Source organism: Paraburkholderia sp. GAS38 (genome assembly GCF_050434965.1).
GTDB classification, from domain to species: domain Bacteria; phylum Pseudomonadota; class Gammaproteobacteria; order Burkholderiales; family Burkholderiaceae; genus Paraburkholderia; species Paraburkholderia phenazinium_A.
The window spans coordinates 186,340-198,554 of record NZ_JBNDJO010000004.1; the positions used below are offsets into that span (position 1 = coordinate 186,340).

At 65.0% G+C, this 12,215-nt stretch carries 12 protein-coding genes; 5 read left to right on the forward strand and 7 right to left on the reverse strand.

Annotation, left to right across the window (positions count from 1 at the left end; all coding sequences use genetic code 11):
- Positions 1-23: 23 nt before the first annotated feature.
- From P3T42_RS11255 to P3T42_RS11265, 3 genes are all read right to left on the reverse strand, one after another.
- Positions 24-905, reverse strand: coding sequence for a 2OG-Fe(II) oxygenase (locus P3T42_RS11255; RefSeq protein ID WP_074295260.1), 882 nt, complete (start codon positions 903-905; stop codon positions 24-26).
- Positions 906-1,075: 170 nt separating this feature from the next.
- Entirely contained in the window at positions 1,076-1,549 is a 474-nt protein-coding gene (locus tag P3T42_RS11260) for a nuclear transport factor 2 family protein (RefSeq protein WP_074295259.1), read from the reverse strand.
- A 60-nt stretch (positions 1,550-1,609) separates the two neighbouring features.
- A complete protein-coding gene (locus P3T42_RS11265) occupies positions 1,610-2,221 on the reverse strand; it encodes a LysE family translocator (protein ID WP_074295258.1) in 612 nt (203 codons plus the stop codon).
- 279 nt (positions 2,222-2,500) lie between these two features.
- On the opposite strand from P3T42_RS11265, the gene P3T42_RS11270 reads away from it, so the two are divergent.
- Positions 2,501-3,106 (forward strand): hypothetical protein, encoded by a 606-nt coding sequence (locus P3T42_RS11270; protein ID WP_253190036.1) that lies wholly within the window; start codon positions 2,501-2,503, stop codon positions 3,104-3,106.
- A gap of 144 nt (positions 3,107-3,250) precedes the next feature.
- Positions 3,251-4,606, forward strand: a complete 1,356-nt coding sequence (locus P3T42_RS11275; protein ID WP_074297264.1) for a DUF2325 domain-containing protein — start codon at positions 3,251-3,253, stop codon at positions 4,604-4,606.
- 59 nt (positions 4,607-4,665) lie between these two features.
- Here P3T42_RS11275 and P3T42_RS11280 read toward each other — a convergent pair whose 3' ends face one another.
- A complete protein-coding gene (locus tag P3T42_RS11280; RefSeq protein WP_074295257.1) occupies positions 4,666-4,989 on the reverse strand; it encodes a winged helix-turn-helix domain-containing protein in 324 nt (107 codons plus the stop codon).
- A 560-nt stretch (positions 4,990-5,549) separates the two neighbouring features.
- On the opposite strand from P3T42_RS11280, the gene P3T42_RS11285 reads away from it, so the two are divergent.
- Complete coding sequence (locus P3T42_RS11285; RefSeq protein ID WP_429306079.1) at positions 5,550-5,804, forward strand: hypothetical protein; 255 nt, start codon at positions 5,550-5,552, stop codon at positions 5,802-5,804.
- A gap of 74 nt (positions 5,805-5,878) precedes the next feature.
- Here P3T42_RS11285 and P3T42_RS11290 read toward each other — a convergent pair whose 3' ends face one another.
- Positions 5,879-6,373, reverse strand: a complete 495-nt coding sequence (locus P3T42_RS11290; protein WP_253190124.1) for a molybdopterin-dependent oxidoreductase — start codon at positions 6,371-6,373, stop codon at positions 5,879-5,881.
- 347 nt (positions 6,374-6,720) lie between these two features.
- On the opposite strand from P3T42_RS11290, the gene P3T42_RS11295 reads away from it, so the two are divergent.
- Positions 6,721-7,596, forward strand: coding sequence for an extracellular solute-binding protein (locus P3T42_RS11295; protein ID WP_429306080.1), 876 nt, complete (start codon positions 6,721-6,723; stop codon positions 7,594-7,596).
- Positions 7,597-7,600: 4 nt separating this feature from the next.
- Positions 7,601-9,445: an ATP-binding cassette domain-containing protein gene (locus tag P3T42_RS11300; RefSeq protein ID WP_429306081.1), complete on the forward strand. Its 1,845-nt coding sequence runs from the start codon at positions 7,601-7,603 to the stop codon at positions 9,443-9,445.
- Positions 9,446-9,498: 53 nt separating this feature from the next.
- Here P3T42_RS11300 and P3T42_RS11305 read toward each other — a convergent pair whose 3' ends face one another.
- Entirely contained in the window at positions 9,499-10,227 is a 729-nt protein-coding gene (locus P3T42_RS11305; protein ID WP_429306082.1) for an NAD-dependent epimerase/dehydratase family protein, read from the reverse strand.
- Positions 10,228-10,392: 165 nt separating this feature from the next.
- A complete protein-coding gene (locus P3T42_RS11310) occupies positions 10,393-10,923 on the reverse strand; it encodes an SAF domain-containing protein (RefSeq protein ID WP_429306083.1) in 531 nt (176 codons plus the stop codon).
- Positions 10,924-12,215: the final 1,292 nt, after the last annotated feature.

The following is a 12,215-nucleotide window of genomic DNA, read 5'->3' on the forward strand; positions in this document are numbered from 1 at the left end:
GGCTCGTGTGAGCCCTCCGCGCATTACCGGTACTCCCGCTCCCGCATCCACTTCGTCATGATCCATTTCTCGCCGCCCAGCACCGGCGCACCGCCGTGCAGGGTGAGCGGATCGAGTTGCCGCAAGCCGTTCAGGTAGCGGAAATACACCGCACCGCCCTGTCTGCCGGCAACCGACAACCCCGCCTCCGGAAAAATCGTCTCTCCGCCGTTCTCGACATCGTTGAGGTAGACGATGAGCGTCGCCACCCGTTGGCCGCCGCGTGCCGTATGCACAGCGCTGCCCTGCTGATCCGGCGGAAAATAGTCGAAGTGCGGGCGGTATTCGCCGCTCGTGTTGTAGTGCAGAATCTGCAGGCCTTCACCGTTCTCGACCGGCCAGTTCATCAGGCTGGCGATCCGCTGGTCGATACGTTCGATGAACGCATCTTCCCCGCGCTGAAACCAGATGCCCTCGCTGGTGCGGTTGCGGATCACGTCTTCCTGGCCCGTCTCCGGGTTGACCGTGGTCGAACGCTTGAGTCGGTGCCGCGAACGCTCGATCATCTCGGCGCACTCGTCGGGCGAGAGCACGTCGCCAAAGACGATCACTTGCGGCCGCTCGCAACGCATCAGCACCTTCACGTCGCGGTCGAACGCGCGGATCAGATTGCCGCCCGGCACCGGCGACGCATCGTACTGGTAATCGGCCGGCGCCGCCTTGACGAGGCGCGCCTGGGTACCGCCTTCGGCCTCGGCCGTCCTCGCTCCGCCCAAGCCAGCGCCGAGCGCGCGCTGCACCGCCGCGCTCGCCGACAGCGAATCGAAACCCGCCCCAACCATCGCTTCCACCATCGAATCCACGGTGCAGCCGCGCTTCGCATTGGTGGCCAGCCAATCCTCCCAGGCCGCATCCACGACAGGCATAGCTATTCGTCCCTTTGATCTTGATGATTCGGCGCGCCCCGCCCATCGCCGTGAACCACAGCGAATCGCCGCTCGGACACGGCGCGCCTGCTGACGAAATACTGCATCATCTGCCCGATCTCCTGCAAGTAGGCCGGATGGCCAGCCTCGCAGCGCCGCGCGGTGATATCTCAGGCGCGCCTCGCCCGGTAAGCATCGAGGCCCTTTCTCGCCTGCGCGCGGATCGCCCGTTGCACGAAAGGTGTCCACCCCAGCAACATCCCCTTGAATCCCAGTGCCTGGCGCGACCAGCGCCACAGATCGAAGGTATCGCGATGCTCGGCAATGCGGCCGTCGCGGAACACGAACTGCGCGTCGATCCGGTTGACCACGCTGCGGCCGGTCTGGCTGAACAGATAACGCGCCACCCAATGGGCACGCCCGGTGCGCTCGTTGGCCTCGACGGCGTCGAACGTCAGCGAAAACGCCTGGGCGCGCTGCACCAGCATGCGCCACATGTCGCGCGCTTCTTCACCGCGCAGCTCGCCGAAGACGGGATCGCTGAAGACGACGTCGTCGGCATAGCACGCGCCCATGGCTTCGGCGTCGCACTTCTGGAAGGCTTCATAGAAGCGTTCGATCAACTCGGTGTGGGGATGACTCATCGTTAGTGTTGTTCCCGTTTGAAACGGATTGGAGTCTGGAAAAGGCGTCGCAAGGACGCACTAGCGTGTGGCAATCGCCACCGCTGCGCCTGCCATCATCGTCGCGCTCGCCCGCCTGGCGATTCTGGCCGCGCGCCGGCCTGTCAGCAGCTTGCGCGCACGCGCGGCGAGCAGCGTCCAGGCAAGATCTACCGTGATCAGGACGGCGAGCGCCGTCAATGTCAGTTCGAACCAGGCGAACACGCTCACACGCGAAATATCCACGAGGGTGGGCAACAGCGCAAGATAGAAAACCATGACTTTCGGATTGCTGAAACCGATCGTCAGGCCCGCAAGGAACATGCGTGACGGCGATTGCCCGCTCGGCAGATGCGCTTCTTCGCCACCGATGGGCGCAAACCACATTTTCCAGGCGAGAAACAGCAGGTAGGCGACGCCGGCAAACTTCAGGATCGTGAACAGCAGTGCGAAGGTGCGGGCAATCACCGCCAGGCCGGCCACCGCACAGGTGAGCCACACGACCTCGCTGAGCCACATGGCGACGAGAAACGGCAGCACGTCACGGAAACCGTGTGTCAGCACACGCGAGACGAGCGCGGCGATACCCGGACCGGGCGACGCCGCCGCGACACCCAAGGCCAGCGCAAACACGAGCAAAGCGGAAAACGCCATGGACCTTCTCCTCACGACCGTACGAGTCTGAACAGCACCGGCAAACGCACTGCAGGTTCTGCATTGTGCCATTCAAACTCATGCGTCTCTCTGGAGAGCGGCCACTACCTTGGGCGGGCCAGTTGCCCGAGCGCGCCGCTGCGTGCCGTTGCGTGCCCAACCTGTCCGGCCGCTCCCCGCAGCCGCGCGGGCTACAGCAAGCCATCAGCAGCGCAGTACTCGCCGGCGCAGCGTCTACCACTTGCGCGGCCATTCGTTATATCCTACGGAATATGACGGTTGGCAGCGGTCGACCGGCGCGTACAACGATTCATGCGCCCCGACACGCTCGGCCAACGTTGCAGGACACCCCTTCCAAGACAACTCCCGGAGCCCAGATTGGTGCGCAGTCGATCCACCCTGTCCGACGCATCGGAACGCCGCGACCGGTCCGCGAAGAGCCTTTCAACCACGATCACCGCGTTGAAAGTCGCGCCCGACCGTGGGCGCGCGGAACTGATCCGTGACGTCGTCGATGCTTTCAGACGCCTTTACGGCAGCGTGTTGCGCTTTGTGCAGATGTTTGCCGACGGCCAGGGCAGTTTCCCGTCGGCCGGCGCCTCAGGCTCGCCTTCCTTCAACCAGTTGCTGTCGATCCTCGCCGAGCAAGGCAAGGCGGCCGGTTTCAGGCGCTTTTCCGAGTTGAGGACGGCGGTCGAAGAAGCGCGCTCGGCGGAACAACTGCGCGACGCGATCTTCTCCGACGCCCATAGCAACAACCACGCCGCGCTGCGCAAGGCCGCCGCGGAACTGGAGCGTCTCGACGCGACCTTCGTGGGCCTGTGCGTCGAGCATGTGCTGGAGCAGCACGCCAGGGCGCCGCTGGCGCTGTCTTCCGACGTCTAGGGGTACGCCACCGGGCCGCCCGCCCTCTGCCCACCGCTATATTCGATGATATATTGCGGTACTGTGATTGATGGTGGCAGCCTCGAGGTCATCCGGTGCATCTCGCCGGCGAGTCCTGACACCGGAACCGGATTCGAGGTCATCATGCAAGCTCCCCCATTTCGCCTCGCCCGAACCGCCGACGCCAGCCGCGCCGACGATAGCGCCGGCACCCGTCTGCGCGCGGCCGACGCCTGCTGCGCGCCGCCCTCCGCCGCGCAACTCGCCGGCTCGAAGCGCCGCACCCGGCTGGCGGAGCTCGATCCCCATCTGCATTGCTCGGTCATCGGAACCTGCCTCAGCACGCACGAATTGCGCAAGCTGGTGCCGCGCTTCACCGATCTCGATCGCCAGCAGGCCAGCGACCTGGAGATTCACCACGCCGCGGTCGAACTCGCCATTGCGGGCGGCGCGGGCGGCAAGGCGCTGCACAAGGCGCTCGACGAACGCTATGCCGGCGCCATCCGCCGCTTCGAGCAGGCGCGCGATGAAGAGGCGGTGCTGGCGCTGTGGAACGAGTCGCTCAAGAACGGCGACATTCCACCGGCCTACTGGGCGCTGATGACCCACCCGTACGCCACGATGCCGGTTCGTCAGGCGGCCTTCGGCGAACTGCATATGCTGTCGCACCTGGTGGGCGCGGCGAATCGCGCGGACATCCGGCGCCTCGTGGCGCTCGAAGAGGAAAACGCCGCGCTGCGGGACAAGATTGAGCGGCAACAGAGCCGCCTGCATGAGATCAGCACGCAGCGCGATGCGGTCACCGCGCAGCTAAGCGAACAGATCGTCAAACTGACGGCCCAGGCGAGCCGCCAGGGGTCGAACGACACCGCCGGCCTCGCGGATGAGGTCAAGGCCTTGCAGGAGAAACTCGCGGAAGCCGACCAGCGGCTCGCGCTGCACACGAGCCGCCGCGAAGCCGCGGAACAGCGCGCGCTGCAGGAGCAGGAAACGGCCGAGGCGCTGCGCGAGAGCCGCGATCAGGCGCTCGACTTGCTGAAGACGGTTCAGGCGGAATGCCATGCGCTCGAGCGGGCGACGCTCGATGCGCTGGATCGGCCGGACGCGCGCCGTGCGGGACTCGCGGATGTGGCGGGCAAGCGGGTGGTGTATGTCGGCGGCCGGCCCGGTTCGAACGCGGCGCTCAAGGCGCTGGTGGCGTCGGCCGGTGGCGAACTGGTCGTGCACGACGGCGGGGTGGAAGATCGCAAAGGCCTGCTGGCAGCTGCGCTGCCCGGCGCCGACCTAGTGGTATTCCCGGTGGACTGCATCGATCACGATTCGATGAATATGCTCAAGCGGGTATGCGAGCGTCATCAGGTGGACTATCACCCGCTGCGCACGGCGAGCGTCGCCAGTTTTATCGATTTGTTCTCGCGCCTGCAAAGCGATCGGAGCGCGGCGCAGAACGCCGCGGCAAGCGCGCGACCGCCCTCGGCGTTTTGCCTGCGGCACGGGTAAGGCGCGGCTAAGGCACGGCTGAGGCGCGTTGAGTTCGCCTGACCTTGCTGCAAGCCGCGTCAGGCCCGGATCAACCGGATCAGCTCGTCGATCTGTTTGGCACAGGCCGCTTCGGCTTGCGCCTCGACACCGCGATAGAGACGCACGATGTTCTCGCCGACCTGCGTCAGCACGCAGCCGCCGCCGCTCTGCCCGCCCTGTTCCGACACTGTCGCCGGCGACTTGAGCGACTGGTTCAACTCGTCGATCAGCAACCAGGCACGCCGGTACGACATGTCGAGACTGCGCGCCGCAGCCGAGATCGAACCGTGCTCGCGCACCGCTTCGAGCAATTCGACCTTGCCCGGTCCGAGCGCCACGGTATCGCCCTTGCGAATGCGCATGCGGAAACGCACCTCGGGCCGCGTTCTGGTGCGGGCCGGGGAGGCGGTTGGGGTCGGGGCCCCGGCGTCAACTCGGGCGACAGTTTTAGTGCCGGCTCGATTGCCTGCTTGATTGCCGGCTCGATTGCCTGCTCGATTGCCTGTTTTGACGCCGACTTTTTTCGCCGGGACGGATCTGGTTTTCGCGGATTCAGCCATGCGCGAAAGCATACACGAAGCCGCCCGCGAGGCAACACTCGAAAACCTTGACCGCGCACGCGCGGCAACTGTGGCGAGGTGACTCATTGGCGTACGACTGCGGAGCGCCCGTCAGGGAGCCGTGACGAGTCGTCGCACGATGAGCGCCAGCGCCATCAATCGCTATACTTGGTCTATCGGCACACCGGGTTTCGCTGCGTATGGCGTTCGCTGGATGTCATCGCACAATGCATTTCCTGCCGAACCATTTCTGCGTGTTTTTGGGCGCAGGCCCCCCAAAAAACATTCGTTGTCCATATTGAATGAATGGAAGGCGGGACCCTCTTAACCTGTTTTGACACTAGGTTGTCGCGGAGAATAGTATGGAACTGGCTCAGCTTGTGGAAGACAAGATCAACGAGTGTGCTGCGAAGATCGTCAAGGGAGGGAGCGCCACTGACGAGGTCTCATTTGGAAAGTTAGCGTTTTTTCTGGCACTGCGGCGGGTACAGCAAAAAAAAGCTACCGCAGAAGACGTTGGTTTGCTGGATGCCATCAACGATACTTTGCAGGCACTCGGTGTCGTTGACAAAGGGAAGACTTTCTACAAAGACCGGTGGGCGAACCCCACAAATTGAACCGCTGGGGCATGGGCGCCCAGGTACCTCCAACCGCGTGGCGCCTGCACCCCCACGCGAAACTTGCCAATGCACTACAGCGGGCGCAGCACCTGCACGTCGATCCGCCTCAGCCGCTTGACATGCCGCGGCGCCGCCATGATGTCCGCGCCGGAAAACAGGACCGGCGCGCCGTCTTCGACGCTCAAGGGCTCGCCGTCGCATTCATAGGCGATCAGCGCGCTCGCACCCACCGGCGTATTGAACAGTTCGTGCCACGAGAAGGTCACCGCATAGCCGTCGTGCGCGGCGGCGACGAACACCATCCGCTTGAAATCGCCCGGCGCATCGTTACGCAAACCGGCCTCCGAGATCAGGTCGGTCAGGCCCACGCCACGGTACCGGCCCACACGGCGAATATAGCGGTTGGTCGTAAAGCAGCGCAGGTCGAACGGCGCGGCCAGCATGCTGCTGTAGCCGCGCAGCTGTTCCACGGATAAGGACAACGGACGCAGCACATGGCCGGTCAGGACGAAATCGCCAGCGGCCGCCTCGGGCACCAGGGGCGCCGGTCCGACGCCCAGATTCATCAGTTCCATGCTTGCAGATCCTCCTCCGGCATTGGGTACGGCATGGTTCCAGCACAAGGCACGCACAAAGCGCGCGAAAGAACGCGTCATAAGGACGCATGACAGCGCGCGGCACCGGCCTCGGCGCATGCGTCGCATAACACGCCACAAAGCACGCCACACAGCGCGCCACGCCCCTCGCCACGCTGTATTCTGGCATATATTACGCCGCGCTCCGCCCAGCCCGGCAGATGGGCGTGCGACATACCGGATATATCGTCAAGGCCATGCCCGGCGGCGGGCGATTCGACCCACATTCCGCTGCGGCGTCGTAATATAGCGTTCTTTATAACGCTACGGGAAATGGCATGATTCGCAAGCTGCTCGCATCTTTCACAGTAGTCGCCAGCATGGCGGCCGCCACCCCCAGTTTCGCCCAGGACAACATCGTCAACGTGCTGTACGCCGGCTCGCTGGTCAACCTGATGGAGCGCAGCGTCGGACCCGCTTTCGAGAAATCCACCGGTCTGCAGTTCCGCGGCTACGCGGCGGGTTCGAACAAGATCGCCAACGAAATCAAGGGCAAGCTGCGCCGTGGCGACGTGTTCATCAGCGCAAGTCCGAAGGTCAACCAGAGCCTGATGGGCGCCGAGAACGGCGACCATGTGAGCTGGTACGTCAACTTCGCCGAGTCGCCGTTGATGATCGGCTACAACCCGAAGAGCAAGTTCGCCGCCGACTTCAAGGCGAAGCGCTGGGACCAGGTGCTGCAAGAGCCGGGTATCCGTATCGGCCGCACGGATCCGAAGCTCGATCCGAAGGGCGCGTTCACGGTTGAAATGATGACGAAGGCAGCCGAGCTCTACCATCAACCGGATCTCGTCGAAAAGACGCTTGGCGATGCGGAGAATCCCGCTCAGGTATTGCCTGAAGAAACGCTCGTCGGACGCCTGCAATCGGGCCAGCTCGACGCCGGCTTCTTCTACTCCACCGAAACGTCGGACCTGAAGATCCCCGCGTTCCAGCCCGCTCCCGAACTGGCGGCCAAGGCCAGCTACACGCTGACGATCCTCAGCGACGCGCCGAACAACGCAGGCGCCGCGCGCTTCGTCGATTTCCTGCTGAGCGAGCAAGGTCGCGCGCTGTTGAAGCAGCATGGCGTGGACGTGATCAAGCCTGTTGTCACCGGCAATGGGCAGGCGGTTCCGCCCTCGGTGCAGGCCGTGATCGACGCAGCGCAGTAACGGCATGAAGCGCATCGCGGCCCGGCCGCTTTTCTGGCTGGCTGCGTTGCTCGCGGCGTATCTGTGTGCGCCGTTCATCGCCAGCGTGCCCCAGCTCGGCGCGGCCGACTGGGCCAGCGTCGACTGGCACGCCACCTGGTCGGCAGTGGGCGTCTCCGCGGCGAGCGCGAGCGTCGCCTCGCTGGTGATCCTGCTGGGCGGCGTGCCGCTCGGCTATTTTCTGGCGCGCTCCAACTCGCGCAAGGTCGCGGTGCTCGGCTTTGTCGTGCAGTTGCCGCTCGCGCTGCCGCCGCTCACGAGCGGCGTGCTGCTGCTGTTTCTGCTCGGACCGTATAGCGGTATTGGCCGCCTGACGGGCGGCACGCTGACCGACTCGTTTGCCGGCATCGTGCTCGCGGAGACCTTCGTCGCCGCACCGTTCCTGATCATCGCGGCGAAGTCGGCGTTTGCCGCTGTCGATCCGGTCTTCGACGACGTCGCCGCCACGCTCGGCCATCATGCCGGCAGCCGGTTTTTTCGCGTCATCCTTCCCGCGGCGTGGCCGGCCATACGCGCAGGACTTGCACTGGCGTGGCTGCGTGCCTTCGGCGAATTCGGCGCAACCGTGATGGTGGCGTATCACCCGTATTCGCTGCCGGTTTATACCTACGTGGTGTTCGGCGGCCAGGGCTTGCCGGCCATGATGCCCTTGCTGCTGCCCACGCTGACCATCGCGATTGTTTGCGCCGCGTTGTCGCTGTACAGCCGGCGCCAGAGCGGCGCGATCGAACCTGAAAACGGCGACGAGGCCGTCCAGCCCGTCGGCCAGCCGCCGGCCGCCGAAGCCGTTCCACTACGGCTCGCCTTCCGGCTGACCCGCCATCTCGGCGCCTTCGATCTCGACATTGCCTGGGCGCCGGCCACCCGGCGTCTCGCCATCATCGGGCCGTCGGGCTCCGGCAAATCGCTGGCGCTGCGTCTGATCGCGGGACTCGAGCCCAACGAAAGCGGCTCGGTTCGCCTGGGCACGACGGATCTGGATGCGTTGCCGCCCGAGCGGCGCCAGATCGGCTACATGCCGCAGGACTACGGCCTGTTTCCGCATATGACGGTCGCCCGGCAACTGACCTTTCCGGTGGATGCGGATGCGGCCAGCGCGCGCTATTGGCTCGACCATCTGGGCCTCGCCACACTGGTCGGGCGGCTGCCGCATCAGCTCTCGTTCGGTCAGCGTCAGCGCGTGGCGCTTGCGCGGGCCTTGACGCGCCACAGTCAGCTCCTGCTGTTCGACGAGCCGTTCGCCGCGCTCGATACGCCGCGCCGCCGGCGTTTGCAGCAGTCGTTGCGCGCCTTGCAGCGCGAGATCGCCGCGGTGACGATTCTCGTCACGCACGATCCCGACGAAGCCGCGCTGCTCGCCGACGAAGTGCTGGTGATCGAAACCGGACGCGTGCTGCAGGCGGGTCCGATCGATACGGTCTACGAACAGCCCGCGACGATGCGGGTCGCGGAACTGCTCGGTCTGCACAACGTCGGCGAAGGGGTGATGCGCGAGGACGGCGTGCTCGAAATCGGCGACGGTCTGCGGGTGAAGACAAGCGCGACGGCCGCGCATTCGATCGCCGCCGGCCGGCGGGTGATGTGGCGCGTGTCGTCGCACGCGCTGGTGGCGGCGCCCGACGGTCCTCACCTGGGCACCATCGACGCCATCGAACTGCGGCGCGGCGAGCGTTATATCCGTGTGGAGATAGGCGGTGCGTTCTTCGATATCGCCAGCGAGGACACCCGTTTGCGCCTGGGCTCGCAACACCGGTTTGCGATTGCTTCGGCCGGGGTGTCGGTGTGGGCGGTTGAAGCCGCCCAGGCTTGAGCGGAGCGATCCGGCGTTGGCGTTGGCGTTGGCGTTGGCGTTAGGCCGCTGGCCTACTGCGCCACCACGCTGCCGGCGCTCCAGCCCAGCACGCGTTGCGCCTTGTCGCAGGCTAGCGTGCCGTCGTCTTCGGCGATGTTGTAGATGCCGGGTGTACCACGCGCCAACGCGAGTGCCGTGGCGTGCGCGGCCGCGTCGATGTGGATCGGCGCAGCGCCCGCTGCCGCATCGAACCCGGTGCCCGGACCATAGAGCCGCCCATAGCGCAGCACGATGGCGTCCAGCGGCGCCTCGAGCACCTGGCGCTCGAGGCTCGCCACGCCGCGCAGCGTGACGCCGCGTGGACCGTCGAAATCCGTATCGAGCGGATCGTCTTCGGCGTGCGGCAAGGGCCCCTCCGCATAGGCCCAACCGATGCTTTGCGCCAGCAGGCGCCGCGCCCCTGCCGCCACCGCAGCGGCCACCAGATTGCGCGTGCCCTCGTCGCGAATGCGCGCATTGCGCTGTGCCGCTTCGGCCATGCGGGCAGGGTCGAGACCCGGCGGCAGATCCGTTAGTTGATGCACCACCACCTGGGGCCGTGCGGCCGCCAGCGCGTCATGCAGCGCCGACGCATCGAACACGTCCACGACCACCGGTTCCACGCCCAGCTCGCGCAGCAAACGCGCCTTCTCCGGCGCACGTGTGGTGCCCACCACGCGCCAGCCGGCCGCAACGAACAGCGGCGCAACCCGGCGCCCGATGGCCCCACTGGCGCCGGCAAGAAACAGACATTCGGACATAGCACGCATCTCCTTCGGTTCGCACTGCGGCAGACCATCGATCCGTCGCAAATAATGTATGAGTTCGAATATCATATAAGAGTTCTTATATTATGTGCAAACCAACCGAAGAAAGAAATTTGATCGAATCGGGTCCTGAAACCCGCGCACCGCAACGCTCGCTTGTCACGCCCCGGCCGGTTTCCCTGGGCGAGGCGGCGTCACGGGTGCCCACGGATCGTCGAGTAACGACAGCCACGCCACCGTATCGGGATCGTAGTCTCGAACCACCGCCTGCTCGCCACGCTTAAGCGACAGCAAGCTGCCGCTGCGGGCAAGATGAAATTGTTTAGCGTCACGAGGCGGAACCGCAGCGGTAACGCGATCGCCCAGATGCAGTGTGACGGCAGACGCTCCGAGCGGTTGTAGTCCACCCTCGGTCAACGGTTCGCCACGCACGATGCTCGCGCGCAGCACCCGTCCGTCGAGTTGATGCGGGTCGTCGAACGTGCCGGGCGGAATCTTGCCCGCGGGCCATTCGATCAGCTTGATGAAACGCGGTGCAAGCCGCTGCCCAAGGTCGATATCCACCGCGGCCACCGCGATCCTCGTCACGGGTGCGCTTTGCGCGGGCATCCCGCGCGACGCGCAGAGCGCCGCGACGAGCGTGCCGGCGGCCGTGACCGCCAGTGTCCCCAGCCATTTTGTATTTTTCATCTCGCACTCCTTACTTTACGGCTCATCAGGATGGCGCAGGTAAAGAGCGAACAGGATGCGTGACGCGGGACATTCTCGAAAAACTGCCGCCGTCCTGAGAGACGGGTCGGCGAAATAAAAAAGAGCGATGATCAACGCCGGCGTCGAATCGCGCCGCAATCGTCCGCTTCGTTCCCCTGGCGATCGTGTTGATCCGATCTGCCGCCCGGCCTGAGCCGTCCCCGCGAAGCATCGATGCGACCGGTCTGCACCCGACGGGGGAACACCCGCCCCCGTCCGGTGACTGCCGATCAGGCTGTTGATACGCCCGTTCTGAAACTGATACTGCCTGGCCTTTCTATGAAGGCTCGCCTGCCTGATTGGCCTCTTCGCGCCCTTCTGTGTTGGCCCCGTCGCGCCCTTTCGTATGGGCTTGATCGTTCGCTGTTTTTTCTTCCCTGTGCGTCTTCGCGCTGCCTGTTTTTTTCTGCCTGCCTGTGCGTCCCCGCGCCACCTGTGTTGCCGCTTCCTGCCTGTGCGTCCCCGCGCCACCTGTGGTTTCCCGCCCTGCCTGTACTACCTGTACTGTCCCGCGCTACTGCGCTGCTGCCGGGCACAGGTCATATAGCGACGACCGTGCCAGCGCTTCGCAAAGCGTTATGCCACCGGACATGGCCGTCAATGCGCGTCGCCGCGCGGCACGCTTTGAGAGGGGTCGTGCAAAAACTGTTGCAGGTGTGCGACTCGCCGGGCACGGGCAAATTTACGGGGCCCGAAACGTTGCGTCGGCAACTACTTCGCTGGCCGCAGCCCTGTCGCCGCATGGGGCTGGACCGAGGGCTGCGCGGCGCGAGTTCGTCCGCGGCGTGGGACTCGAAAGAGGGGGCGGCGATCACTATGTGGGCTACCGCACCAAGACCAAAGTGTCTCAATTGTGAGACGCCTCCCACACACGGTAGTCTGTGACACGCAGGGCCGATTGCGGGCTGAAGCAGGTCGGATTGACGTGGTGCGCGACGTCGAATGCAGCGTGCCGGGCGAAGCGGGCCGGCGTGATTCGCCGCCCTGCCGACAACGTCAGGCCACCCAACGCACGTTGCCCGGGCACTTGAAATGATTGGCTGGAACCGCCTCTATCAAGGCATTGGCGTCATTTTCCGGGTTTTAGCCGGATGTCGATGGCGGCACGTATCCACTGCGCCGGCGAATCGCGCTTTCTACTGCGCAAAGGTTTGCGCAATTAGGCCCGCAATGGAATGGCAGTCGCATTGATGGGGATAAAAGATGACTTCCGGTCAAACATTCCGATTACC